This window comes from Streptococcus cuniculi, assembly GCF_004570575.1.
GTDB lineage: Bacteria > Bacillota > Bacilli > Lactobacillales > Streptococcaceae > Streptococcus > Streptococcus cuniculi_A.
Genome location: NZ_SPPD01000012.1, coordinates 22,295 through 48,221, shown reverse-complemented (window position 1 = coordinate 48,221; position 25,927 = coordinate 22,295). Strand labels below are relative to the sequence as shown.

Genomic DNA, 25,927 nt, shown 5'->3' with positions numbered 1-25,927 from the left:
AAGACTTTTAGTGATTATTATCACTGAAAGTCTTTTTGTTTATTTCTATATCTTCTCTGGGAGGAGGCATTTTTACAACTTTCAGAGCAATATTTTTTAATTGTATTTGACCTTTGGACATAAAATGGGGTGTTACATCCGATATTTTCACAAATTTTATACATTGCAATTTTAGGGTTTGAGTAAAATAAAGTGAAGTAAAATGCTGAAATTAAATCTGGTAAATTCCAATCAGGTAGTAGAGTATCTAAATTTATTTTAGGTTGCACTTTAGCTAATCCACTATTAATTTCCAGTGCAAGTATTTCCTTTGACAAGATTAATAGTGCATTTTTTAATTCACTTGATTTCATAAAATTTGATAAGTCTTCATCTTCAAAATCTAAATTTGCATTTGTAATGTCGCAAATACCAACCTTACTGAAGAACAAATATATGAAGTCAATAATGTGTACTGTTATTGGTTCAAGATTTGCAGGTTTGTTTACATACAGATAAAAAATATCCTTTATAAAATCATCGTATTGTGAATTTTCAATTATGTCTTGATAAAGTAAAATATCTAAATCACATGTAAATCCGTTTTCGGAAAATTTATTCTCTACCTTTATGTACGTTGTTATTTTACCAGTTGAAGAGGTATGTCTTGATGTCATATCATTTAAGTTTTTTTCTGGTATTGAATTGCGAAGTCCATGAAATGGAAACAAAGAAGGGAATATGTATTTACTTTTTCCAAGATTTAGCTCTAATTGTGGCTTACCAATTAATAAGAATGTACTTAATAATAATTCTTTGTATTCAATCGATTTGGCGATATTGTTGAAAATTGATAAAAGAAGTTTAAGTCTGATTTGGAATTCAAGAATGTAATTAAACTCAATGCTATCAAAATTTTCACTACTTTCCCAATCAAATAAAAATCCATATTTATTTAAATAATCTATAAAGGTACTTTTGTTAATGGACAAGAACTCACCAAACGGATTATTTTTTTTGACTCTACATTACTTGTAACAAGACCCGTTAAGCTATCAAAATTATATTTTGCATAATCAGGTTTAGGCAAATGTGAGCAATATAATGTAAGAATCTCCTGACCAGAGTTAGGATCAAAAGTGTCTGTTAATGAATACTTTTCAATCTTATTTTCAAATGTAAATTTACTTTCCATATATAGATTACTTTCTGGATTATTATAAACTAATTTTAATCTAAAATAAACAAAAAAACAATAACGATATTAAATAATAATCGTTTTAATCGTGAACTTCAATTACGTAATGTTTTCTATTACAATTTAACTATGAGATGAGATATCTCTAAACGATTATCATTACAAAAACTGAGTCGTGACGACGACCATAATTTCAGAAGTTTTGGTATAGATTACTTATTTCAGCTTGTGAAATTGGCTGACCGATAACATAGAGGAAAGTAACTGTGCGGTCAAGAATATTTTTTGCATGCCTTGATTTGTCATGTGTGCTTTCGGTATTAACTGGAAAGTCAATCAATCATGATAAACAAGGACAAGATTTATAACGAATGTCAAAAGCAAGAATGCTCGCTAGAAGTGGAAGTATTAGAGGGACAGGTGTTAGCTCCTATGTTGGTTGAGAACCAACAAGTTATCGAGGATATGAAACTCAAACGAGAAACCCTTCGCTCTTGGCGACCTGCTAAACAGTTGAATGTTTATGTATTGGTTGCTTTTATTCCAGTGTATCCTGAAGAATATGCTCAAACTGAACGAATATATAAAGATGCTGTTGAGAACTTTTTGAATGAGTTTCGTCAGCGTAAGTCAAAAAATGTGAAAGAGATTATTTCATACGAAGCATGGATTGATACGGATGAATCCAGTCTTTACAGTTCTACTGAAGAATTGGAAGGGTTTATGTTTGCAGAAATGCTGCAAGATTTGCTGGAGAAAGTAAGGCAAGCAGATAGGGATTTGTATGATATCACTTTAGGGTTACTAGCTAAAGAGTTTGATGAGAGCATTGAGGATGTGTTTGCGAGAATTGGGGTTAAACGTTCTACAGGTTTCTATCGTTTGCCCAAAGCTCGTGCTCTGCTGGCAGCACTATTGAAAGAATTAGATCCGAAATAATGAATAAACGAAAAAGGTTCATTACCAAATTCAGGTAGTGAACCGTTTTTTTGTTGTTTAGTCTTTTTGGTAGAAGGAACATTCATATCCATCTGCACGAAGATTGATATCAGGCATCCAGTCTGGTGCATTACTCATCAAGGTTGCGATTTCCTCAAGCCTTTGGTCTTGGTCACACTCAATGATTACCTCATCATAGATGTGACCTACAATCTTGAAGCCTTTCAGTCGTTTCATAGCATACGCAAGAATATCACGACTGATAGCTTGAACAATGTTCTCGACAAATTTTGGTCCATAGCTTTCAAGTATTTCCCAACGTTTGGCAGTACCTGTTCCCTCATAGGTAACGGATTCGCCACCAAATTGGTTTTCCCCCATTTTAGGTTTGACATAGGAGAGTTTTCGGCCTGATGGAAGAGTGATGAATAACATCCCTTTGATGACTTCAAATTGCACGCCGTGGGTTTCCGTCTGAATTTGCTCTTTTACTGCAGTTTTTACAGCCCTGTCTACATCCCACCAAAAAAGGACAACGTTGGGGTTAGCTTGTCGCCAAGAGTCTACAAGTGGCTGGAGTTCTTCTTCTGATAGCCCCATTTCAATAGCTCCCATGGCTTTTAATGCACCAACAGATCCGCCATAGCCACAGGCTAACTCCGCAATCTTTCCTTTCTGACGCAGTTCGACATTTTGGCCATGTTTTTCGACAGGAACTCTAAACATCTGAGAGGCGGACATGCAGTAGATGTCCTTGCCCTGTTCAAAGACCTTGCTCCGCCATGTCTCTCCTGCGAGGTGAGACAAAACACGCGCCTCAATGGCAGAGAAATCGCAGACGATGAACTTCTTACCGTCATTTGGTACAAAAGCAGTGCGGACGAGTTGAGATAGGGTCTCTTGGGTATCGTAGAGTAAGTTAACAGTGGTATAGTCTCCATTTTTCACTAAATTTCTTGCCTCTGTTAAGTCGCTTAATTCATTCCTAACGAGGTTCTGAATTTGCACCAAGCGACCAGCCCAACGCCCTGTACGGTTTGCGCCATAGAATTGGAACATTCCCCTTGCTCGGCCGTCCTTACAGACACAGTTCACCATGGCTTGGTATTTGGAGACACTGGATTTGGCAGCTTGCTGACGAAGTTTGAGAATTTGTGCTGTTTTCTCGTTGACTGTTTTGATAGCTTTCTTATCGAGAGAATCAGTCGTTACTCCGTGTTCTCGTAGCCAACCTATCATCTGAAGAACAGAGTTTGGATTTTCAAGACCAGTAAGTTCTTTAAGCTCTTCTTGGATTTTAGCTTTGCTTTCTTTGTCAATGGCAATAGCTGCTTTGACAAAGTCCACATCAATACCAATCCCACGGTCATTGATAACCTGGTCTTGATGATATTCGTCCCATACAAAGTCAGGAACAGGGTGGTTACGGAGTTTGTCTTTGATAGCTAATTCAACTTCAACGTCTCGTTTGTTGTAGGCTATAAAAGTACTCCATTTATCTGGGGCATGGTGTGGGTAATTCCGTGTCCGTCCACCATTGACCTTAGTTGGTTTACAAGGGAGACAGAAGTAACGGATCAAATCCCCACCAGTTTTGAGTTTCTGGTCTTTGAGTTTGAGAACAGTACCAACTCCATCAAGTGAGAGTGGCAGTCCAAGGTATGCTGACCAAACCATACTACATCGCCATGATTTTGGATTTAGGAAGCTATCGGACAGTAGTTCAGGGTGGTGTTTCTTCAACCAGTTAGACAGGCAGATACGTTCAAAGGAAGCATTAAAAGCCCACTTGATAATAGTATCGTCAACTAAGGCTTGAATAATCTCGTTAGGAAGTTTTTCATTAGTTAGATCATGAATAGTGACTGGACCATTATCAATAGAAATAGCTAGAAGAAGAATTTCAAAGGAATCATCTTCTGCATAGCGATAGACGCCAGATTTCCGTAAATCAACTTCTGAATACGATTCAATATCAATACTCAATTCTTTCATTGTCAATTCTTATCCTTTCTTAAAAAGGTGGCAGGAGTGCTGCCACCAGAAGTATTATCGGCTACAACGTAGCGGAGTTGAGTTGCTTTTTTGAAGTTTCTTCTCTGCTTTTCGTTTCTTTTCCTGACGGATGTCATCTCTAATTAACATATAGTTAAAGTAGAGTCCGAGAAAGATGTAAACCCCAATCAAAATATAACTCAAAATAATATCAAACATTTACTATACCTCCCAATCTTAGTTCAAGAAATCATCATCATCTTCAATCGCAAAATCATCTTCTGCACGAGTACGCCCACCAAGTAGTTCTCCGTCACGGAGTTTTTGCAGGTTGTTAAGTCCACAGGCGATTCCTTTATTCCCATTTGAGTTAAAAGTGTAGAAAGTGATGGAGGCACGCCCGTAGATACCTGAGTAGAGTTCAGAAGTATCGATAATCTCTTGGCGATTACCATCCACCACTCCTGGTTTATGTGGTGAGTTGGCGTTCACAAAATAGGCGTTTTGATAGGCTTCATCATCTGGACGTTCTAGATCACCGTCACGCAGTGGTGTTTTAAGGATAGAAAGTGCAGGAACAGTTTTTCCATTACCTTTGAGTTTGGATTCGCCTTCTTTGTAGGCTAATTCAATAGCTGCTTTGATTTTATCAATAGTTTCCACATCATCTTTTGGAATGATGAGAGAGACACTGTACTTGGGAGTGCTACCATTGATGGATTTTGGTTCATTGGCATTCAAGTAGCTGAAGCGAGTGTTTTTACCAGTAATTACTTTTGTTGTGTTTGCTTTTGTTGACATATGTTAATCCTCTTTGAATTCATTTGTTGCTAGGTTCATCTCTTGACGACTATCGTCAAGAGGAACGAGTGTTGGTTTACCGCTTGGTTTTATGATGAGACTACCAAGTAAGTCATTAAAGGTTTTCTTGCCAATGAGCTTTGTCATGGCAGTAATGGTAAGAAGTTTCTTTTCGTAAGGGTTAAAGCCAGCTTCAATCACAGCCTGACTGACGGCAACTTCGTCCGAATACTTACGAACAGAACGTCCTTCTACCAGTTTATAACCAGGGATTTTATTACCTTCAGTGGCTTCTTTCAAAGCATAGGCTTTGACATCATTAGCCCAAGAAACCAGTAAGTCTAGTTTAGGTAATATCTCTGCAATATCCTCGTTATCAAGAGTAGCGGGATCCGCAAACTCCATCTTGGCGAGCGCTAAATTATCCTCCGCCCGTTTGCGACAGACATTCTTGAGTTTGCAGAACTGGCAGTGTTTGCCTGATGTCAGTTCTCCCTCTCCCTTGAAGGCGAGTGTTGCTTTGGGTGAGAGTTGGTTTTCAGCCCACTCAAGGAGTTCAGCCTTATCCATCTCAAAGGTAGAAATGTTATTCTTTCGTGGTTGAAAGATGGTCATGGTGACCTTATCAAAATCATAGAGTCCATCAAACATTTCAAGAGCACCTAAGGCATAGCACATCATTTGTGGGTTGTGGTCTGCATCAACCAGAACGCCAAGACCGTGCTTGTAGTCGATAACTTGAAGAAGTCCATCTGCCACAATCAAACAGTCGCTTGTACCGAACCCTTCAGGAACCCATTTGGAGAAGTCAAGTCGCTGTTCGACCAGAACCGTTGGGTCTCGAGAGTAGCCTTTGGCTTTCTCCACTTGTTCCATGACGAAGTTGCGATATTCTTCGGCACAAGCCTGCATTTCTTCATTGTAGAAAGCCAAGTCCTCTGTTGGGTCTCGCGCTTTTCTTCCAAGTGCTTTCTCAACAAGGTAGGCACAAAGCTCGTGAGCGTCAGTTCCTTCGAGGGCAAACTCAGAGGTCACATCAGGCATATCTTCCGTTAACCGAACGGAAGGTGGGCAAGCCATCCAGCGGTGGGATGCTGAAGCAGACAGGATGGCATGACTAGGCATTTCCAATTCCTCCAGCTTCTTCAAGAACCGCTACGTAGTGTTCAGTAGCTAAGGCTGATAGGGATTCTGCCCCATATTTGTTTAGAAGAGCACGGACCTCATTTTTATAGCCATCTTTAGCTTTGGTCGCAAGGACTGCACGGATATCTTCTAGTTTGAGTTCCTTTTGTTGTTCAGATTTTGGTTCTTCCGAAGTTGCTCCAGTTTTTTCCTCGGTAGAGAGGAGTTTCTTGAACTCGTCTACCAAGCGAAGGTAGTATTTAGCTGTGCCTTCCATCTCGGTAATCAGTTCAAGTAGTTGTTTGTGTTGACTCATTTTGTTTCCTCCTTTTTTAATTTACGAGCTAAGAGCCTAGCGATAACGCTGATAGCGATGAGTGTGTCTGTCAAGTCTTCTTGTTCTTGACGATTCATGGTGTTTTTCATAGAAAGTCCTCCTTTAGGTTTGTTTGGGTTATTCTTTCCCTTACACCTACTAGGGGGACTTTTTTGCGTTTTAGTCTAAACAGATTCAAAAAATCATAAAAAAATTGAGCGATGGGAGGTCGCTCAATAGCTATTTATAGAAGAAAAAATTTTTTTGAAACTTTTTGGACTAAATGTCTTCATTCTTCCCCTAGTAGGTAGGAAGGGAAACCTTCACAGATTATTTTCCCAAATGGAGGCTATGATTTATGCAATTTACCCTATCTCATTCAGGACAGACTGGAGTTCAAACAACTACGGTCTATCCTTATCAAGTAACGATTACCGATAAAGCAACCTTACAAACCACTGCTCAGTATGACCATGTAGCCAGTTTGTTTACAAACAACACCCGCTCCAATGCCAACTTCATCAAGTCGGATGTGCTGGTCATGGATATAGACAATGACCACACAGATAAGTCCGATGAATGGGTAACAGAGGAGCTACTTAAAGATATCTTTGCGGATTACAACTTTGCCTTGGTGACTAGTCGAAACCATATGGTTCAAAAAGGGGACAAGGCTGCTAGACCTAAATTCCATATTTACTTCCAAATTGATGAAGTTATGGATAGGGATGCCTATACATTACTTAAAGAAGAACTCGTTAATCGCTATAGTTTCTTCGACACTAATGCCAAGGATGCGGCTCGGTTTTTCTTTGGAAATCCTAACGCAGAAGTCCTATGGCATGACTCTTGGTTAACCATCGACGATGACTTACGAGATGACACGACTGCCCAAGATACTGAAGAGGACTTCGATGTTGATTTCTACACACCACCTACTGGGCCAATCAATGAAGGCAGTCGCAATTCAACCATGTCAGTCTTTGCCGCAAAGATTTTAAAACGTCTTGGTGTTACAAGAGAAGCTAGAGAAGGATTTGATGAACAAGCTCTAAAATGTGTTCCCCCTCTTGAGAAAGCAGAGCTTGATACCATTTGGGGAAGTGCCGTTCGATTCTATAACAAAACGATTAAGCAGTCACAGGGGTATGTATCGCCTGATGCTTATCAACAAGAAGCCATGCGACCTGATGACTATACCGATATTGGTGAAGCAGGTTTACTAGCTCGTGAATATGGAGACCGAATTGCTTTTACTCGTGAGACTGACTATCTTGCTTTCAATGGGAAACACTGGGTGGAGGATGAGCAATTGGCCATGCGACAGGTTCATGTTTTCTTGGATGAGCAACTAGCAGTGGCAGATGCCAACCTAGAGGATAAGACAAAATGGCTCATCCAAACAGGTATTTCAGAGGAGCTGATTTTTAAAGGGCTTAAAGCTATCGAAAAAGCTATTGATAGTCCAATTCAATCATCAGCCTTTAAGGACTATAAAAAAGCATTTGATTTCCATAAATTCGTCATGAAGTATCGAAACTATCGTAATATGTCAGCTATTGTCAAAACAGCCAAGCATATGGTTCGTATGAGTGTGTCTGAGTTTGATAACAATGAAATGTTGCTCAATACTCCTAAAGCCACCATTAACTTATCGCAAGGCTTAGCTGGTGTAAAAGACCATGATTCGACTGACTATATCACTAAGATGGCAACAGCCTCACCAAGTGATAAAGGAAAAGGCTTGTGGCTAGAGACTCTAGCAACTTTCTTTTGTGGTAATCAAGAACTAATCGACTACGTTCAGATGGTGGTGGGTATGGCTGCTATTGGAAAGGTCTATCAAGAACATTTAATAATCGCTTATGGTAGTGGAGCCAATGGAAAGTCAACCTTCTGGAATACCATTGCTCGAGTACTTGGGAACTATTCTGGAAAATTATCGGCTGACGCTCTGACTATGAGTGTTCGACGAAATGTCAGTCCTGAGATGGCTGAGTTGAAAGGAAAACGCCTCATCATCGCTTCTGAGATGAGTGAGGGAATGAGACTCAACACTTCGATGGTGAAACAACTCTGTTCAACCGATGAAATCCTAGCAGAGAAGAAGTACAAGGCACCTTTTCATTTTGTACCATCACACACGCTGGTTCTTTACACCAATCATCTACCTAAAGTAGGTGCGAACGATGATGGGATTTGGCGACGTCTGATTGTTATTCCTTTTAATGCCAAAATCACTGGGCGTTCAGATATTAAAAATTTTGCGGACTACCTTTACGATGAAGCATCCGAGGCAATTATGTCATGGATTATTGAAGGTGCAGAAAAAGCAATCAATGCCAATTTCAAGTTAACTCTGCCAAAGGTTGTTGCTCAATCTGTGTCTGCCTACCGAGAAGCTAATGATTGGATGGGACAGTTTCTTGGTGATTGTTGTGAGATCGGCGACCAATTAACTGAGAAATCAGGAAAACTTTACTCGGCTTATCGAGCTTATTGTGCTGGTATCAATGAGTACACGCGCAGCACGACGGATTTTTACACAGCTCTTGCGAATGCTGGTTTCACCAAGAAAAGAACAAACAAAGGCGTTATAGTGAAAGGTTTACAGTTGAAATTAGATGATGATTTCCTTGATTAACAGTGTAAATCAGTGTAAGTTGCCTCTAGCATTAGGAGGTGTTAGTGCATGTCGTGATAGTTAAGTCACAGAGTGATTACCAGAGTAGCTGAAAGTTGCTGTTTTTAGTGACGAAAAACGTTTATGCAAAACTATCACGACTTTCACTGGGGTTAAAAAGTGCAGGTTGAGAAGGTCACATACAAAAGTTACTATAGGAGATTTCAAGGTGTAGGTTTAGTTGGTCTTTTCTATAACTTAGATATAGAGAAAAATAAAAAAAGATAAAAGAGATATAGGAAAGTAATGTAACTGACTGTCGTGAATTGCACTTTCCTCTTGGCGATGTTTTGACGAAAGGATTGGTTATGAGAGAAAGATTCGTAGAGCAGAAGGTGGTAAGTGAAGTGAAAAAGCGTGGTGGAATTTGTCCCAAGTGGGTATCGCCATCTTTCGCTGGTGTGCCGGATAGGTTGGTGTTTTTCCCCAACGGAAAGTTTGGTCTGGTGGAAGTAAAAGCCCCTGGCGGAAAGCCACGCTTGTTACAAGTGACAAGGCACAAGATGTTTGAAAGTTTAGGCTTTAAGGTTCATGTGCTAGATAGTGTTGAGAAGATTGGAGAAGTGTTAGATGAGATTGAGTTTACATGAGTATCAAGAAGTCACTAAGGACTTCATCATAAGAACCCCTTATGCGGCAGTCATCCTAGACATGGGGATGGGAAAAACTGTCACCACTCTATCAGCCATTAACGAGCTGATGTTTGACCGATATGAAGTGCATAAGGTATTGGTCATCGCTCCCCTTCGTGTCGCAAACACGGTATGGAGTGACGAGATTGAGCAATGGGCAGAGTTGCGTCACTTACGGTATTCGAAAATTGTCGGCACTCCAAAACAACGGAAAGCAGCTCTAGAGAAAGATGCGGATATTTACATCGTCAACCGTGAAAATCTCCCTTGGTTGGTGGAGCAGTGCAGCCCCTATTTCAAGTGGGATATGGTAGTCATTGATGAACTCTCGTCTTTCAAGTCATGGCAGTCTAAACGTTTCAAGGCTTTCATGGGCATGCGTCCCTACATGAAACGTGTGGTTGGCTTGACTGGGACACCAAGTTCCAATGGACTGATGGACTTGTTCGCAGAGTTCAAAGTCATTGATGGTGGTGAGCGTCTAGGTCGATTTATCGGAGAATACCGTAGTCGATATTTTGAGGAAGGTCGTAGGAACGGCAATGTCGTCTATGAGTATATCCCAATGGATTATGCGGAGTACCAGATTTACGACAAGATTGATGACATTACCATTTCCATGAAAGCAATGGATTATCTTGAGATGCCTGAGCTGATTTCAACCAAGAAGTTAGTACGACTAACGGAGAAGGAAAAAACAAGCTACACCCAGTTCAAAAAGGACTACATCTTGGCTGACCTTGAAGAAAGAGAAGTTACGGCTGCCAATGCGGCTAGTCTGTCAAACAAACTGGTACAAATGGCAAATGGTGCCGTCTATTCAGATGACAATCAAGTGGTGACTCTTCATGACCAGAAACTGGATGCCCTTGAAGATATTATCGAAGCAGCCAACGGTGAGCCAGTACTGGTTGCCTATTGGTTCAAGCATGACCTTCAGCGTATCGAGGAGCGTTTGGCAAAGCTCAATGTTAAGGGCACAGCCCTTAAAACTGAGGGGGATATTCGTGAGTGGAACAAGGGGAAGATTTCTGTTGGACTCTTACACCCTGCAAGTGCCGGTCATGGACTGAACCTTCAAAAGGGCGGACACCATTTGGTTTGGTTCGGTTTGACTTGGTCCTTAGAGCTTTACCAACAAACCAATGCCCGTCTGTGGCGACAAGGACAACAAGCTGAGACAGTTGTCATCCAGCACATCGTAACGGAAGGCACCATTGACGAAGAAATCCTCAAAGCACTGGAAACCAAAGATGCCCAACAGTCACGGCTGATTGAAGCTGTCAAAGCACAAGTAGGAGGAAGGGATGGATAGAATTGAGTATTTGATGAAAAATTATAGCGATGTGAAGTTGAAGTTTTCCTTGGTGGAAAATCAACTGCTAAACTTTCGTCCAATCAGCGAGGAGAGTGTGATCCAGTCATTGGTTTATGAAAAACCAGATATGGAGAGGGTAAAAACTTCTCAGACCAATTCACGTTCAGAGAATATTGCACTCAGTTTCCGAGAAAAGTTGGAGAAAGAAAACAAGGAATATTGGGATAGTTTGATGGCGTGCTATCATTTTCTTAAGACTGAACTAGAGTTCTTTGAAAGTATGGTTAACCTTATACCAGATGACTTGAAGCAGTTTGCGAAGGACTTGATTTTCAATGAGATGAGCTGGGACGATATTTCTAGTCACTATGAGATTAGTCGTTCCACAATCTCTTACCGTAAACGTAAGGTACATCAGCAACTAAAGAAATGTTATGGTTGGATGAGCAGGAACATTGATTTAGATGAATCAGCGTTTCAAATTCCTCTTTCGAACTAATTTCGAACCGAAATTGAACTAAATTCGAACTGTTTTCGAACCAAATTTATACCAAATTCGAACTGTTTTTATTTTGAGACTGTGCTATACTTAAACTGTCGAAAAATATAAAAAATCTTCCAGTAATGACTGGATATACCTTCGCTTGTACGGTAATATACAGCTACAAAAACAAGAGGAGGTCATCAAAATGACAAAACGACAACAAGAAAAACTCAATGCTCTTTGAACAGCGATTGCTCAAGAAGAACTTTTGGTTGAAACTTTAGAAACTCGCATGAGTGACAACCTTGATTTCTATGATGTTTCGGTTTGGGGAATCAAAAGAGCACTCGAGCGAGCCTACGAAGCAGGCCAACAATCAGTAAACTAAAGCCTAGCCACAAGGGTTGGGCTTTTTGCGTGGAGGAAAACATGATTTTTACCAGTGAACAAGTTTCAAGCGGACATCCAGACAAACTCTGTGACCAAATCTCAGATGCGATTATGACGGAATGTCTCAAGCATGATAAGAACAGTCGGGTGGCTGTTGAGACACTTATCAAAGATAACCAAGTAATTGTAGCAGGAGAAGTCTCAACCAAACATTTATTTAACTTAGAAGGAATCGTAAAAAATGTTCTGGAACCTTACGGCATGACGGATGTGATGGTAACTAATCTTCTTGGTGTTCAAAGTCCAGATATTGCACAAGGTGTTAATGCTGGTGGAGCTGGTGACCAAGGCATTATGTTTGGTTATGCGACCGATGAAACACCAGAGTTCTTGCCACTCCCTTATGTGTTGGCGACTCGTGTTCTTGAAAAGTTAGCCAACCTTGGTCACCCTGCCTTGGGTAAAGATGCCAAGGCTCAAGTCACTTACGATTACAAAAACAAGCGTATCGACACCTTCCTCGTTTCTATTCAACACGATGAAGAGGTTGACCTCGCATTAGTGAAACGCATAGTCACCCAAGCCATGATGTCGGTTGCTCAATGCTATTGTCAGAACCTTGACTTCAGGGTTTTGGTTAATCCAACTGGTCGCTTTGTTCTTGGTGGCTCTTATGCAGACGCTGGTGTGACTGGTCGTAAGATTGTGGCAGATACCTACGGTGGCTTTGCCCACCACGGTGGTGGAGCTTTCTCTGGTAAGGATCCCTCTAAGGTCGACCGTTCAGCTGCCTACATGGCACGGAAGATTGCCAAGGACTTTGTTCGTGAGGGTTATGCCAAACGTTGTGAAGTGCAGTTGGCTTATGCGATTGGAGTTGCGGAACCAGTTGGTGTTTTTGTTAATACCTTTGGGACAAGTGATTACCCAGCTGACCAACTGGAGTGGGTGGTTCGTGAACGCTACGACTTGACCCCACAATGCATCATCAAGGAGCTAAATCTTTTGGACGTGGACTACACCAAAACCACTTGCCTTGGGCATTTTACAAAGCCTTACCTGCCTTTGGAGCAGTAAGATGCCACGTCGACCAAGCACCCCATGTAAGCAGAACGGTTGCCCTAACATTGTGACCTATGGAAACAAATACTGTAATGACCACAAGACTAACCACATGTTTGACGCCAAGTCAACCAAAGCTAAAGGTTACAATGCATGGTGGAACAAGGCAAGGCTTCGTTACTTAAAGCTCAATCCTCTGTGTGTCTATTGCCAAAGAAAAGGAAAACTGACCAAGGCAACGGTGGTTGACCACATCACTCCCCACCGAGGAGACCAAGAACTCTTCTGGAATCAATCCAATTGGCAATCTTTATGCAAATCTTGTCATGACAGAAAGACCAAGACGACTGACCGATATGTGGAATATAGCTATCGGTTTTAATATTGGAGTTTCGTTACAAAAGTATCCCTTTTTCTACCCTTGGGGGTAGGGGGGATCAAATCTCTAAACCCTTGTCTCACAAAGACCGACGCCCTCTCAAACGTGTAATTTCGCAAAATTCGTTAACGGGTACATCACATGAATTAGAAAATGGTGTAAAACCTTGAAATAACTACTTTTTAGCTTGGGGTATTATCGTCTTTGGATTACCAAAAAGGGTGGTTTTTGAACGAAAAATAGACTGAAAAACATAAAAAACAAGTATTTTAGATTAAGGAGAGAGACCTATGGACGAAAATCAACGTAGGCAGATTTGGAATCTGCGAAGTGAAGGATTTAGCTATGGAAAGATTGCGACTACGCTGAATATGTCTTACAATGCTGTCAAGAAATATTGCGGACGATTTCCTGAGTTAAAGGGTTATGGAAATGTTGTGAAGCAGATGTTTGACGAAGGAAACGGGAAGTATTGCAAACAATGTCATCAGCTGTTGAAACATCATCCCAAGGGTAGACCTAAAAAATTCTGCTCTGACTATTGTCGCAAAACTTGGTGGAATACTCATTCTGAAGAACATGACAAAACCAAAACTGCATATGATGAATTGACTTGTCAGAACTGTGGCAGGTCTTTTTTGTCCTATGCCAATCCAAAAAGAAAATATTGTAGCCACGAATGCTACATTCAAACACGATTTTATAAAGGAGGTCACAATGATCAATCAACCAACTATGGAGATTAAGGAGTTCCCTCTAAGTGACTTACAGCCAGCCTCGTACAACCCTCGAAAGAAACTCAAAAAGGGGGATAAGGAGTACGAGAAAATCAAGCAGTCTCTTCTCAAGTTTGGCTACGTGGATCCTATTATTGTCAATAAAGATTTGACAGTTATTGGTGGTCACCAGCGATTGACTGTATTGAAGGATTTGAATTATGAAACCGCTAAATGCGTCATCGTCGATTTATCCAAGGAAGATGAAAAAGCACTCAACATCGCTCTTAATAAAATCACAGGTCAATGGGATGAAGATCTTCTAGCCGATTTACTTTTGGATTTGCAGGAGTCGGATTTTAATCTCGATCTGACAGGTTTTGAACCACCAGAGATTGATGACATTCTCTCAAACGTTCATGATAAGGACTTGTCTGAAGATGACTTTGATGTGGAAGAAGAGTTGAAGAAACCGAACTTTTCAAAACGAGGGGACATTTGGCAACTCGGTAAACATCGAGTGATTTGTGGTGATTCCACTAAAGCAGAAACCTACGACCAGCTACTGGGCGATAAGAAAGCCAACCTAGTTGTGACGGATCCCCCATATAATTGTGATGTCGAAAAAACAGCAGGCAAAATTCAAAATGACAATATGTCAGACGGAGACTTCTGTCAGTTTCTTTATGACATGTTTACTCAAGTGGAAAATCACATGGAAGCCGATGCCTCCATCTACGTCTTTCATGCCGATACTGAAGGACTTAACTTTCGCAAGGCTTTCAAGGACGCTGGTTTCTATTTGAGCGGTTGTTGTATTTGGAAGAAGAACTCATTAGTACTTGGACGTAGTCCCTACCAATGGCAACATGAACCCTGTCTCTTTGGTTGGAAACAAAAGGGAAAACACCAATGGTTCAGTGACCGCAAGCAAACAACTATCTGGGAATATGACCGTCCCAAGTCTAGTAAAGACCACCCGACCATGAAGCCGATTCAGCTCATGGCTTATCCAATTCAAAACTCCTCCATGCGAGGAACTCTGGTGTTAGACCCATTCCTTGGTTCAGGGTCAACCCTTATGGCAGCTGACCAGACTGGTCGAGTTTGTTATGGGATTGAACTTGACGAGAAGTTCGTGGATGTCATTGTCAAACGTTATATGGAGTCAACTGGGGATACAGACGTGTCAGTCATCCGAGATGGTCAGATATTGACTTACGATGAAGCAAAAAGAAAGATGGAGGAAGAGGCATGACTCTAACTTTTCTTGATTTCTTTGCAGGAGTGGGTGGGTTTAGACATGGTTTAGAATTAGCTGGTTTCAAATGCATCGGTTACTGTGAAAAGGATAAGTTTGCACGGAAATCTTATGAAGTAATGTATGATACGAAAGGAGAGTGGTTTCATGATGACATCACAACTATTGACCCAATACGACTACCAAAAGCAGATCTCTGGTGTGCGGGAAGCCCTTGTCAGAATGTGTCTATCGCAGGCAAGCGAGCAGGCCTACGAGGTTCACGAAGTGGACTCTTTTTTACATTTGTTGATCTCATCCAAAGCCAAAAAGAAGAAGATAAACCCGAATGGGTTCTCCTTGAAAATGTTAAGGGACTTTTATCAAGTGGCGGGGGACGAGATTATCTCGACTATCTCTCTATCTTGGATGAAGCAGGGTACGACCTTGAATGGCAAGTGTTCAACTCAAAAGATTATGGAGTCCCCCAAAATCGAGAACGGATCTACACTCTCGGACATCTTAGAAGCCGAGGTCGACGAAAAGTATTACCTATCAGCGGAGAAAGCGGTCGCCATCTTAAGCAACTTATAGGTGGGATGCAGAGTTACCGTGTCTATGACCCGAGTGGGATTGCGACAACTCTTGTCGGTGAGGGTGGAGGACTGGGTGCTAAGACTGGTCTTTATTTGATTGACCAGTCTTTAACTGAACCGAAGCTGACGGAAGAAGCACGGTGTCTCACAGCTCGCTACACCGCAGGAGCTACCAAGCGTACGGCTATGAATTCTGGTGTCCTTGAGGTTCAACCCATTTTGACACCCAATCGAATCAACAAGCGTCAAAATGGACGTAGACTCAAGGAACAGGATGAGCCAATGTTCACATTGACCTCTCAAGACCGCCACGGTGTCCTTGAAGGCATTAAGGTCAGAAATGGGACAAAGCAGGGCTACCAATTGGCAGAGGTTGGAGATTCGGTGGATTTATCTTATCCAAACTCTCCAACGAGACGAGCAAGAGTAGAAAAAGGTATTGCCCATAACCTCTCCTGTGGTGGTCAAATGGGAGCTGTGGTTTGGAATGGTCGAGTGGTGAAAATCAGACGCTTGACCCCACGAGAGTGTTTCAGACTCCAAGGTTTTTCAGATGATTTATTTGAAAAAGCTGAAGCTGTCAACTCCGATGCCCAGCTCTATAAACAGGCTGGCAATGGTGTGACGGTAACCGTGGTTTATGCGATTGGCAGAGCCATAGAGACAAAATCAAAATAAATTTAGGTCAATTAAGCATTTTTTGAAACTTTTCTCGAATAGATAAGTTGAGAGGTGGAAGACTATGCTTGATTTGAATGATTTTTTGAAAGAGGTAAAGAGTGGACGTATCTCTAAAGATAGTGTCAGGGTGGCTCGTCGAAATGGTGTGATTATCGATTACGTTCTTCCTCAGGAATCTGTGAGCGAAAACGAGGTTGTTGAAGTAATGTCTTTGAATGATATAGTGGCGGAGATTTTTGAGCTTTGTTAGCAATTACTACTGGATATACTCTGAGAGGTACGGTAATATACGACTACTAAAAGAGAAGGAGTCAATATGATGACCAAAGCTGAAGCAAATCAGATGATGGATTATTGTTACGTCCACTTGATGGTGATGAAACACTATTATGAAAAGACCAGAGAATTTGAACTGGATATCATTGAAAAAGCTAATTTAGAACAGATTGATGAATTGCTTTCTGCTATCCAGAATGGGATTGATAGAGGGTATCTTATAGATATGGAAGTGACTTGTATCAATGACGATGCGACCCAATTATGGGAAGAAGTGTCGCAAATTTTCTCAAAAACTAAGTAGAAATGACTGGATATCTCTTTGCTTTAGAGTTAATATGAACACAATAACATGATGAAAAGGAGCAAAAAAAATGTACCTGACAACTCTAAAGAGTCTAGAAAATGATCAGAATATGCAAGTGATTCACTTTAATGATTGGGTGATTGTACTCGAAGATATGTTAGTAGGAGATGTTTCTGTTGATATTTTTAAACTCTATCCTACAAGTAATTGGTGTGAGGAATCGGATACTGCAGTAAAATTAATTCATAGTTCAGAAGACCGTTTTGAAGATTCAGGTCATGCCATAAAATGGGCGTTCGAAATGATTGAAGAGAGCTGAATCATAAAATTCTAAGCTCTTTTCAGTCGACCTACCCAAAAGACACAAGGGTGGGGTTAGTCCAGATGGATGATCCTTGCCCAGTTCAAGTAGGAACGCTTGGTACGATCCTTGATGTGGATGACATTGGTTCACTCATTGTCTCTTGGGACAATGGTCAAAGCTTAAACGTATTATACGATATTGATAGTGTTGAAAAGATTTAAAAGGTTTCTGTTGAAGCCTTTTTCTTGTGCCCAAAAGGAGGTGAGACCGTGGCAGTTAGAGGGCGAAAACCAAAGCCTACCAATTTGAAACTACTTGAAGGAAATCCTGGGAAACGACCTCTACCGACTAACGAGGTTAAACCCAAACAGAAAGCACCACGTTGCCCACAGTGGCTTGAAGACGATGCCAAGAAGGAATGGAGGCGGATGGGTAAAATCCTTGAACAGATGGGGATATTAACGGAAATGGATATGACGGCCTTTGCAGGGTATTGCCAAGCCTATGCGAGATGGAAGGAAGCTGAAGAGTTTCTTTCCAAACACGGTTCCATCATTAAGACTCCAAATGGTTATCTCCAACAAGTGCCACAGGTTTCGGTTAGTCAGACTAATCTGAAAATCATGCTCAAGTTCTGTGAGCAATTCGGTCTGACGCCATCTGCGAGAAATCGCTTAGCCACTATGGATGCGGAGGTGGGTACTGGAGATGAAATGGAAGATTTGTTAGGAGGTATTCTATGACTTATCATTATGAACCAAGTCCCTTTATGCTTCCGACTTCTCGTTACGACAAGGCAAGGGCAGATAGGGCTGTCACTTTTATCAATAACCTCGCCCACACCAAAGGCAAGTGGGCAGGGAAAAAGTTTGACTTGTTGCCGTGGCAGGAACAGATTGTCCGTGACCTCTTTGGAATTGTAAAGGAAGATGGCAACCGTCAGTTTCTGACGGCCTATATCGAGATACCAAAGAAAAATGGCAAGTCTGAACTCGCTGCAGCGATTGCTCTCTACCTCCTCTATGCTGACAATGAAGCCAGTGCTGAAGTGTATGGAGCTGCTTGTGATCGTAACCAAGCCTCGATTGTCTTTGATGTCGCAAAGCAAATGGTACTGATGAGTAGACCTCTTGAAAAGCGTTCCAAGATTATGGGTGCGACCAAGCGGATTGTGAACTATTCTAATGCTGGTTTTTATCAAGTCCTCTCTGCTGAGACAGGAACCAAGCACGGACTAAATGTGTCAGGGCTTGTCTTTGATGAAATCCATGCCCAACCCAATCGCCATCTCTATGATGTCTTGACCAAAGGTTCTGGTGATGCTAGGGAACAACCTCTCTTTTTTATCATCACAACAGCAGGAACAGATAAAAACTCTATCTGTTATGAACTTCACACCAAGGCTCTCGATATTCTCAAAGGCAGGAAAAAGGACACGTCTTTTTATCCTGTGGTTTATGGCTTGTCTGACGAAGATGATTGGAATGATGAAGCAAACTGGATGAAAGCCAATCCGTCTTTTGGGCATACCATTGGTATTGACCGTGTGCGAGAAGCCTATAGGCAAGCCCTTGATAACCCAGCTGAGGAGAATGTCTTTAAGCAACTCCGTCTGAATATGTGGACAAGCTCGAGTGTGGCTTGGATACCTGAACATGTTTATGACAAGGGTAAGACACCCATTGATTATGAGAGCCTTAGGGGTCGTGAGTGTTACGCAGGTCTCGACCTTTCTAGTACGTCTGACATTACAGCCTTTGTCTTAGTCTTTCCGCCTCGACACAGTGGGGAAAATTACATCATCTTGCCTTTCTTTTGGTTGCCAGAAGATACCTTAGAGTTGAGATGCCGTAGAGATCATGTCCTATATGATGTTTGGGAGCGTCAGGGCTACATCAAAACTACGGAGGGTAATGTTGTTCACTATGGTTTTATCGAAAAGTTTATTGAAGACCTATCGGAAAACTATCATATCAAGGAGATAGCCTATGACCGTTGGAATGCGACACAGATGGTTCAGAATCTAGAAGGAATGGGCTTGACCATGGTGCCTTTCGGTCAGGGCTATAAAGATATGAGTCCACCTTCTAAGGAACTCTACAAACTGATGATGGAAGGTAGGATTCAACATGGTGGGCATCCAGTTTTGAAATGGATGGGACAAAATGTGGTCATGAGACAAGACCCTGCTGGCAATATCAAGCCAGACAAGGAAAAGTCAGTCGAGAAAATTGACGGAATTGTGGCACTCATTATGGGACTTGACCGTTGCATTCGTCATCAAACCGATGAAGGAAGTGTTTATGATGAACGTGGTATTTTGAGTTTTTAGGATAAAAATGATGTCATATTCTTTAAAAATATCGCAGAAATAACTGGATAATTCTCTCCTTTAGAGTTAATATGTGTCTAACAAAAGAAGAGGAGAACAAAACAATGTCAACAACAGCACAAATTGGAATTTTAAGAGAAACCAGAACAGCAACATTGATTGAGGTTGCTTCAGACGGTTATCCAGACTACATGAAGCCCTTACTAAAAGACCATTACAACACTTTGGAAAAAGTCAAAGAATTACTTGCAAATGGAAATCTCATGTATCTGGATGAAACATTAAAAGCCAGTCCAAAAGATACGGTGATAACAACAATAGGTTGCCTACAATTTGTAAGTAGTGCAAGTGACATTGACACAGGTCGATTAGTTGATTATCAGTATATCTTCAAGGAAGAAGATACAAGATGGTACATCATTGACAACGGAGAATTTAAACCATTATAAAACGCAAAAGCACTTCAAACGAGGTGCTTTTTTCGTACTCAAAAGGAGGAATTATGGGACTACTTGATTTACTTGGACGAAAAAGGGCTAGAGATAAGCCCCTAAATAGCTATGAGGGTCAGGATTTCTCCTACCTGTTTGGGCGAACGACCAGTGGTGAGAATGTGGATGAGTTTAAGGCCATGCAGACGACAGCTGTTTATGCTTGTGTCCGCATCTTAGCTGAAGCAGTAGCCTCACTCCCCATTCATGTCTACGAGAGAACGGCAACTGGAAAGGAGAAGAAGGTCGAACATCCGCTTTATTTTCTCTTACATGATGAACCTAACCCTGAGATGTCATCCTTTGTCTTTCGAGAAACGGTGATGACCCATCTTCTGATATGGGGAAATGCTTATGTACAGATTATTAGGGATAAGGCTGGACGAGTGATTAGTCTCTATCCGCTATTACCAGACAAGATGTCTGTTCATCGTGATGATAGCGGAAAGCTTTATTACAAATATCAAAGGCAAACGGAGGAAAATCCAAACTTCACGGATAAGGGAGTTGTTATTTTAAAACAGGAGGATGTGCTCCATGTGCCAGGCCTTGGTTTTGATGGGCTGATTGGCTATTCTCCCATCGCACTTGCGAAAAATGCCATCGGTATGACTCTAGCAACCGAAAACTACGGAGCCTCATTCTTTAAAAACGGGGCTAATCTAGGAGGTGTCCTAGAACATCCTGGAATCTTAAAAGATCCCAAACGAGTGAGAGATTCTTGGAATGCCGTTTACAATGGGGTTACAAATGCCCATAAAGTGGCTGTATTGGAAGAAGGCATGAAGTATACTCAAGTGGGAATTCCTCCAGAAGAAGCCCAATTCTTGCAAACACGGAAATTTCAAATCAATGAGATTGCAAGGCTCTACCGCATTCCTCCTCATATGGTGGGTGACTTGGAGAAATCCTCATTTTCAAACATTGAGCAACAATCCCTTGAATTTGTGAAATATACCTTAGACCCTTGGGTGGTTCGTCTGGAACAGGCCTTCAAGCGATCTTTGTTTTTACCCGAAGAAAAAAAGACTCACCTTGTCAAGTTCAATGTGGATGGTCTACTTCGGGGGGACTATCAAAGTCGGATGAATGGCTATGCGATTGGTAGACAAAATGGCTGGCTATCAACGAATGATATTCGTGAACTTGAGGACTTGAACTTACTTTCGGATGAGGAAGGAGGAAATCTCTATTTGATTAATGGAAATATGACGAAGTTGAAAGATGCAGGTGGATTTATGAAACAAACACCGCCAGAACAAGAAACTCAATCTGAGGAGGACTTTGATGCATAAATTTTGGAATTTTACAGAAGATGATAGCGGACGAACGCTTCGTATAGAAGGTCAGATTGCGGATGAAACATGGTTTGGCGATGAAGTTACCCCGCAACTCTTTAAGAATGACTTACAAGCAGGAACAGGAGACATCACCCTCTGGATCAATAGTCCAGGGGGTGATGTTTTTGCGGCCGCTCAAATCTATAACATGTTAATGGATTACAAAGGTGATGTCCATGTCGCGATTGATGGCTTAGCCGCAAGTAGCGCTAGTGTCATCGCCATGGCAGGTACAACGGTATCCATGAGTCCAGTTGCTATGATGATGATTCATAACCCTTGGACAGTAGCACAAGGTGAGGCCAAGGATATGGCAAAAGTGATTGAGATGTTGGGTGAAATCAAAGAATCCATTATCAATGCTTATGAGCTGAAAACAGGGCTTTCAAGAGCTAAGCTATCTCATCTCATGGATTCAGAGTCTTGGTTCAATGCCAGAAAAGCTGTGGAACTTGGCTTTGCGGACAGGATTCTCTTTGACAAAGAAGAGGATCAGGATTTGGAAACCAAGAGCTATTCATTCAGTCGAACCGCTGTCCATCACGATTTACTTGTAAAAATGCAGGCAAAACTGGAACCCCAACAACCAACGAAAACAATCCCTCTCAATCAGTTGGAAAAACGATTGAACTTGCTTAAATAAGGAGAAATACCGATGTCTAAACTACTTGAATTGAAAGAAAAACGAAACCAAGCTTGGCAACAGGCTAAGATCTTCCTTGACTCAGTCCGTACAGAAGACGGTCTAGTGTCAGAAGAAGATTCTAAGCGTTATGATGAGATGGAAACCAAAATCAATCTCTATAATCAAGAAATTGCTCGATTGGAGCGACAAGAAAAGATTGACCTTGAACTTGCTCAACCAGCCTCACAGCTACTAACCACTCAACCAACCACTGTCTTGAAAGACAAGCTAGCAGAAGATGAAAAGAAAGGTGTTGCATCAGACGTCTATGCCAAAACATTTTGGACCAGTGTTCGCAAACGTCATTTCTTTGATGTGAAGGATGTCCTTCGTGTCGGAGAAGATACAGAAGGTGGACACCTTGTTCCAGATGAGTATGAGAAGAAATTAGTTCAAGGCTTGCAAGAAGAAAACTTCTTCCGTAGCCTTGCGACTGTTATCAAAACATCTAGTGGTGAGCGTAAGATTCCAGTTGTGACAGGACATGGCTCAGCCTCATGGATGGATGAAAATGGTCTTTATCCTGAAACGGAAGAATCCTTTGGTCAGGTGACACTAGACTCCCATAAGATTGGTACAGCCATCCGCATTTCAGAAGAATTATTAAATGATTCTGTCTTTGACCTAGAGTCCTATATGACGACAGAGTTTGCTCGTCGTATTGGTACGGAAGAAGAGAAAGTTTTTCTCATTGGTGATGGTTCTAAGAAACCAACAGGTATCTTTACGCAAGCTGATGTCACAGGTCCAACAACCGCCACAAAGGATATTACTTTTGATGACATGATTGAACTGTATCATTCTCTACCAGCACCATATCGTAAAAATGCGGTCTGGATCTTACATGATACAACTGTGAAAGCCATTCGAAAGCTCAAGGACAATAACGGCAACTATATCTGGCAACCGTCAACCCAAACTGGACAACCAGATTTGATTTTGAATCGTCCTTACTACACATCGACCTTTGCGCCACTTCCTGAAGCAGGAAATAAAGCCATTGCCTTTGGGGATTTTTCTTACTACTGGATTGCGGACCGTCAGGGTCGTACCTTCAAGCGTCTCAATGAGCTTTACGCCAATAATGGACAGATTGGTTTTCTTGCCAGCCAACGGGTGGACGGTAAACTAGTTCTTCCAGAAGCGGTGAAGACACTAACTGTAAAGGCTAAGTAGATATGGTTAGTCTAGATGAAGCAAAACTCTACCTCAAGGTAGAACATGACGGTGAAGATGACTTGATTGAGCAATTGATTGAAACCAGTCACCAACTCTGTGAAGAGATTCTTCGTCAAACGAGTAATTCAGAAGTTCTAAAGACGGCAATCCTTTATGGGGTTGCCTATCTTTATGAACACCGTGAAGTTGCCAACCACAAGGAGTTGAAGGAGACCCTTTATCATCTTCTTTTGGCAGAACGAAAGGATGTGTTCTGATGAAGATTGCGCCATTACGAGAGCGACTAACCTTTCAGGTGTGTCAGATTGTTCAAGATGAGATTGGCAATGAATCGTCTATGTGGATCTCCGTATTTGAACGATGGTGCTCAGCACGACCGCTTGCCTTGACAGAAAGTGATGGCAGTGCGACTAAATTTGTTCATAACAAGGTGCAGTTTATTCTGCGTTACGACAAGGCGGTATTTGCCTTGAACAGTTTAACCATAAGGGTGTCCTTTCGTGACCAAATTTATACCATTGATTCCATAGATGGCGACTCAGTGCCACGAACGTTGATTTATATCGTTGCGACCAAGGAGGAGAGTCATGACTAAGATTGGACTAGATGAATTAGACACAATCATCACAAAAGAGTTGGAAGAATATGCCAACAATACCACTGATACCATGCGAGAGGTGGTTGAGGAAGTGACGGATGACGCTGTTGAAACGTTAAAGATGACGTCACCCAAACGTCGTGGCAAGTATGCCAAAGGCTGGAAGAGTAAGGCGACGACTGACACCAATACAGCTTTGACCAAGACCATTCACAACCGAACGCCGGGGCTTACGCATCTTCTCGAAGATGGGCATGCCAAACAAAACGGTGGTCGGGTTGAAGGGAAAAAGCACATTGCACCAGTAGAGAAACAAGCGATTCAGTCTTTTGAAGAAAAACTGGGAAAGAAACTGTGAGGTGACGAATGCAAGTTCAAGAACTCTTTTTAGTCCTTAAAGAGACCAAACTCCCAGTAGCCTATCATCACTTTGAGGAAGGACATAGTCCCAGTCCTCCCTTTCTGGTGTATCTGGTGACGGATTCAGCGAACCTTGGGGCAGACAACTGGGCTTATCACAAGCAAGAAAATGTTCAGATTGAGCTTTACACAAGTAAGAAAGATTTAGCAACAGAAGAAACGGTGGAAACATTGTTTGATACCCACCAACTTTATTTTGACAAGGTAGAGACCTATATTTCATCAGAAAAACTCTACCAAATTACCTATTACATCATACTAAATGGAGGATAGCGATGGCTGAAAAGAATAAAGTCACCTTTGGACTGCAAGATGTCCATTGGGCAGAAGTTACGAATGAGGGAGCAGATGGTGCTCTCACATATGGAACGGTTGAGCCCTTGCGTGGTGCGGCAGAATTAACTCTTGAACCAACTGGAGACAAAGGTTCTTACAAGGCAGATAATATCAACTTTTACACCTCAGAATCAAATGATGGCTATGAGGGCACACTCAAGGTAGCTTTACTGTCGCAAGAGTTTCTCACTCGTGTGCTCGGAGAACAGTTGGATACGACCACCAACACCATCTCAGAAGTGGCGAATGCCGAGAAGAAAAACTTTGCTTTGATGTTCCGATTTGAGGGAGATAAGAAAGAAACCTTACATGTCCTTTATTACTGTTATGCTTCACGCCCTGCGGTTGGCTCAAAGACCAAGTCAGGATCGGATATCAATGAAGTTGAGCTTTCTTTTACGGCCAGTCCACGACCACTGGACAAGGTGGTACGTCGCAGAACCACAGAAGAGACCAGTGATGAAGTCCGACAAAATTGGTTCAAGACTGTCTTTGAAGCTCATAAATAAGGGAGAGGAATATGAGAGAAAGTATGACTATCGCAGGAACGACCTATGAGTTAGCCACCAATGCCTATACACCAATTGCTTATAAGGAGCAGTTTGGCAAGGACTATTTCCAAGATTTATTTTCGATGGTCAATAGCCAAGCCATATTGGATAAGCTAGACCAGTTGGAAGAGGGTGAAGAGCTAAAGGCAGATCAGATTGATGTTTCGATTCTTTCTGACTTTGACATGACCTTTTTCCATCGCATTTTCTGGGTTTTTGCCAAATCTGCCAACCCTCGAGTCAAACCGTTCATGGACTTCTTTATGGAGATGGAGGAATTTCCGGTTCAGGAAGTAGCACCAGTTTTGATGTCTATGCTTAACCAAGGGATGTCAACTAGAAAAAAGCAGATAACTCAGAGAAAGCGAGCGAGGAAATCTTCACAGTAGAGAGTTATTTTTCCTGTTGTAAGGAGACAGGTTTGACCATTGACGATTTAAAACATATCTCCATTGGGATGGCTCTTGACTATCAAACGGATTATGTGGACATGCGTACTAGAGAAACTACACAAACTCGAAGAGCGACTCAAGCAGATTTTGATCATTTTTGATAGGAATTGAATACGGGCTAC

34 protein-coding genes are annotated in these 25,927 nt (G+C 41.6%); 28 read left to right on the top strand and 6 right to left on the bottom strand.

Annotated features, from left to right (window positions below; translation table 11 throughout):
- Nucleotides 1–20: 20 nt before the first annotated feature.
- Both E4T82_RS08390 and E4T82_RS12835 read right to left on the bottom strand, forming a co-directional pair.
- Nucleotides 21–971: a hypothetical protein gene (locus E4T82_RS08390; RefSeq protein WP_228065115.1), complete on the bottom strand. Its 951-nt coding sequence runs from the start codon at nt 969–971 to the stop codon at nt 21–23.
- Nucleotides 944–1,174, bottom strand: a complete 231-nt coding sequence (locus E4T82_RS12835; protein ID WP_228065114.1) for a hypothetical protein — start codon at nt 1,172–1,174, stop codon at nt 944–946. Before E4T82_RS12835 ends, E4T82_RS08390 begins: the two co-directional genes overlap by 28 nt.
- A gap of 345 nt (nt 1,175–1,519) precedes the next feature.
- Between E4T82_RS12835 and E4T82_RS08385 the strand changes: the two genes are divergently transcribed.
- A complete protein-coding gene (locus E4T82_RS08385; protein WP_135182387.1) occupies nt 1,520–2,116 on the top strand; it encodes a hypothetical protein in 597 nt (198 codons plus the stop codon).
- Nucleotides 2,117–2,173: 57 nt separating this feature from the next.
- On the opposite strand, the gene E4T82_RS08380 is transcribed toward E4T82_RS08385, so the two are convergent.
- From E4T82_RS08380 to E4T82_RS08365, 4 genes are all read right to left on the bottom strand, one after another.
- Nucleotides 2,174–4,117, bottom strand: coding sequence for a DNA polymerase (locus tag E4T82_RS08380; protein ID WP_135182386.1), 1,944 nt, complete (start codon nt 4,115–4,117; stop codon nt 2,174–2,176).
- Between the two features lie 231 nt (nt 4,118–4,348).
- Nucleotides 4,349–4,912, bottom strand: coding sequence for a DUF2815 family protein (locus tag E4T82_RS08375; RefSeq protein WP_135182385.1), 564 nt, complete (start codon nt 4,910–4,912; stop codon nt 4,349–4,351).
- Between the two features lie 3 nt (nt 4,913–4,915).
- Nucleotides 4,916–6,037 (bottom strand): DUF2800 domain-containing protein, encoded by a 1,122-nt coding sequence (locus E4T82_RS08370; protein ID WP_135182384.1) that lies wholly within the window; start codon nt 6,035–6,037, stop codon nt 4,916–4,918.
- A complete protein-coding gene (locus E4T82_RS08365; RefSeq protein WP_135182383.1) occupies nt 6,030–6,353 on the bottom strand; it encodes a hypothetical protein in 324 nt (107 codons plus the stop codon). Before E4T82_RS08365 ends, E4T82_RS08370 begins: the two co-directional genes overlap by 8 nt.
- A gap of 358 nt (nt 6,354–6,711) precedes the next feature.
- Between E4T82_RS08365 and E4T82_RS08360 the strand changes: the two genes are divergently transcribed.
- From E4T82_RS08360 to E4T82_RS13015, 27 genes are all read left to right on the top strand, one after another.
- A complete protein-coding gene (locus tag E4T82_RS08360) occupies nt 6,712–8,997 on the top strand; it encodes a phage/plasmid primase, P4 family (RefSeq protein WP_135182382.1) in 2,286 nt (761 codons plus the stop codon).
- A 347-nt stretch (nt 8,998–9,344) separates the two neighbouring features.
- Nucleotides 9,345–9,626 carry a VRR-NUC domain-containing protein gene (locus E4T82_RS08355; protein ID WP_135182381.1) on the top strand — a complete coding sequence of 94 codons (282 nt, stop codon included), beginning with the start codon at nt 9,345–9,347 and terminating at the stop codon, nt 9,624–9,626.
- Complete coding sequence (locus tag E4T82_RS08350; protein ID WP_135182380.1) at nt 9,607–10,983, top strand: DEAD/DEAH box helicase; 1,377 nt, start codon at nt 9,607–9,609, stop codon at nt 10,981–10,983. The genes E4T82_RS08355 and E4T82_RS08350 overlap by 20 nt, the downstream gene beginning before the upstream one ends.
- Nucleotides 10,976–11,485, top strand: a complete 510-nt coding sequence (locus tag E4T82_RS08345; RefSeq protein ID WP_135182379.1) for a hypothetical protein — start codon at nt 10,976–10,978, stop codon at nt 11,483–11,485. Before E4T82_RS08350 ends, E4T82_RS08345 begins: the two co-directional genes overlap by 8 nt.
- A gap of 235 nt (nt 11,486–11,720) precedes the next feature.
- On the top strand, nt 11,721–11,858 hold the full coding sequence (locus tag E4T82_RS13190; RefSeq protein ID WP_416222659.1) for a DUF6900 domain-containing protein: 138 nt from the start codon (nt 11,721–11,723) through the stop codon (nt 11,856–11,858).
- A 41-nt stretch (nt 11,859–11,899) separates the two neighbouring features.
- Complete coding sequence (metK, locus tag E4T82_RS08335) at nt 11,900–12,937, top strand: methionine adenosyltransferase (protein ID WP_135182378.1); 1,038 nt, start codon at nt 11,900–11,902, stop codon at nt 12,935–12,937.
- Between the two features lies 1 nt (nt 12,938).
- Nucleotides 12,939–13,304, top strand: a complete 366-nt coding sequence (locus E4T82_RS08330; RefSeq protein ID WP_135182377.1) for an HNH endonuclease — start codon at nt 12,939–12,941, stop codon at nt 13,302–13,304.
- A gap of 287 nt (nt 13,305–13,591) precedes the next feature.
- Nucleotides 13,592–14,047 (top strand): helix-turn-helix domain-containing protein, encoded by a 456-nt coding sequence (locus tag E4T82_RS08325; RefSeq protein ID WP_135182376.1) that lies wholly within the window; start codon nt 13,592–13,594, stop codon nt 14,045–14,047.
- The gene (locus tag E4T82_RS08320; protein ID WP_135182375.1) at nt 14,019–15,275 is read left to right on the top strand and encodes a site-specific DNA-methyltransferase; all 1,257 of its coding nucleotides are present in this window, start codon (nt 14,019–14,021) and stop codon (nt 15,273–15,275) included. Before E4T82_RS08325 ends, E4T82_RS08320 begins: the two co-directional genes overlap by 29 nt.
- A complete protein-coding gene (locus E4T82_RS08315) occupies nt 15,272–16,531 on the top strand; it encodes a DNA cytosine methyltransferase (RefSeq protein ID WP_135182374.1) in 1,260 nt (419 codons plus the stop codon). Before E4T82_RS08320 ends, E4T82_RS08315 begins: the two co-directional genes overlap by 4 nt.
- A 64-nt stretch (nt 16,532–16,595) precedes the next feature.
- Nucleotides 16,596–16,784 (top strand): hypothetical protein, encoded by a 189-nt coding sequence (locus E4T82_RS08310; RefSeq protein ID WP_135182373.1) that lies wholly within the window; start codon nt 16,596–16,598, stop codon nt 16,782–16,784.
- 66 nt (nt 16,785–16,850) lie between these two features.
- Nucleotides 16,851–17,114, top strand: coding sequence for a hypothetical protein (locus E4T82_RS08305; RefSeq protein WP_245167494.1), 264 nt, complete (start codon nt 16,851–16,853; stop codon nt 17,112–17,114).
- A gap of 70 nt (nt 17,115–17,184) precedes the next feature.
- Entirely contained in the window at nt 17,185–17,436 is a 252-nt protein-coding gene (locus E4T82_RS08300; protein ID WP_135182372.1) for a hypothetical protein, read from the top strand.
- Nucleotides 17,433–17,642, top strand: a complete 210-nt coding sequence (locus tag E4T82_RS08295) for a DUF4314 domain-containing protein (RefSeq protein ID WP_135182371.1) — start codon at nt 17,433–17,435, stop codon at nt 17,640–17,642. The genes E4T82_RS08300 and E4T82_RS08295 overlap by 4 nt, the downstream gene beginning before the upstream one ends.
- Nucleotides 17,643–17,690: 48 nt before the next feature.
- On the top strand, nt 17,691–18,164 hold the full coding sequence (locus E4T82_RS08290; RefSeq protein WP_135182370.1) for a phage terminase small subunit P27 family: 474 nt from the start codon (nt 17,691–17,693) through the stop codon (nt 18,162–18,164).
- Nucleotides 18,161–19,753, top strand: coding sequence for a terminase large subunit (locus tag E4T82_RS08285; RefSeq protein ID WP_135182369.1), 1,593 nt, complete (start codon nt 18,161–18,163; stop codon nt 19,751–19,753). Before E4T82_RS08290 ends, E4T82_RS08285 begins: the two co-directional genes overlap by 4 nt.
- Nucleotides 19,754–19,857: 104 nt before the next feature.
- The gene (locus E4T82_RS08280) at nt 19,858–20,202 is read left to right on the top strand and encodes a hypothetical protein (protein WP_135182368.1); all 345 of its coding nucleotides are present in this window, start codon (nt 19,858–19,860) and stop codon (nt 20,200–20,202) included.
- Nucleotides 20,203–20,255: 53 nt separating this feature from the next.
- Entirely contained in the window at nt 20,256–21,539 is a 1,284-nt protein-coding gene (locus E4T82_RS08275) for a phage portal protein (protein ID WP_135182367.1), read from the top strand.
- The gene (locus E4T82_RS08270) at nt 21,532–22,227 is read left to right on the top strand and encodes a head maturation protease, ClpP-related (protein ID WP_135182366.1); all 696 of its coding nucleotides are present in this window, start codon (nt 21,532–21,534) and stop codon (nt 22,225–22,227) included. Before E4T82_RS08275 ends, E4T82_RS08270 begins: the two co-directional genes overlap by 8 nt.
- Nucleotides 22,228–22,239: 12 nt before the next feature.
- A complete protein-coding gene (locus E4T82_RS08265; protein WP_135182365.1) occupies nt 22,240–23,445 on the top strand; it encodes a phage major capsid protein in 1,206 nt (401 codons plus the stop codon).
- Between the two features lie 2 nt (nt 23,446–23,447).
- On the top strand, nt 23,448–23,705 hold the full coding sequence (locus E4T82_RS08260) for a head-tail connector protein (RefSeq protein WP_135182364.1): 258 nt from the start codon (nt 23,448–23,450) through the stop codon (nt 23,703–23,705).
- Nucleotides 23,705–24,043, top strand: a complete 339-nt coding sequence (locus tag E4T82_RS08255) for a head-tail adaptor protein (protein WP_135182363.1) — start codon at nt 23,705–23,707, stop codon at nt 24,041–24,043. Before E4T82_RS08260 ends, E4T82_RS08255 begins: the two co-directional genes overlap by 1 nt.
- Nucleotides 24,036–24,404 (top strand): HK97 gp10 family phage protein, encoded by a 369-nt coding sequence (locus E4T82_RS08250; RefSeq protein WP_135182362.1) that lies wholly within the window; start codon nt 24,036–24,038, stop codon nt 24,402–24,404. The genes E4T82_RS08255 and E4T82_RS08250 overlap by 8 nt, the downstream gene beginning before the upstream one ends.
- Before the next feature lie 8 nt (nt 24,405–24,412).
- Nucleotides 24,413–24,739, top strand: coding sequence for a hypothetical protein (locus tag E4T82_RS08245; protein ID WP_135182361.1), 327 nt, complete (start codon nt 24,413–24,415; stop codon nt 24,737–24,739).
- A 2-nt stretch (nt 24,740–24,741) separates the two neighbouring features.
- Complete coding sequence (locus E4T82_RS08240) at nt 24,742–25,311, top strand: major tail protein (protein WP_135182360.1); 570 nt, start codon at nt 24,742–24,744, stop codon at nt 25,309–25,311.
- Nucleotides 25,312–25,322: 11 nt separating this feature from the next.
- The gene (locus E4T82_RS08235) at nt 25,323–25,742 is read left to right on the top strand and encodes a hypothetical protein (protein ID WP_135182359.1); all 420 of its coding nucleotides are present in this window, start codon (nt 25,323–25,325) and stop codon (nt 25,740–25,742) included.
- A 32-nt stretch (nt 25,743–25,774) separates the two neighbouring features.
- A complete protein-coding gene (locus E4T82_RS13015; protein ID WP_265588323.1) occupies nt 25,775–25,906 on the top strand; it encodes a hypothetical protein in 132 nt (43 codons plus the stop codon).
- The last annotated feature ends 21 nt before the right edge of the window (nt 25,907–25,927 follow it).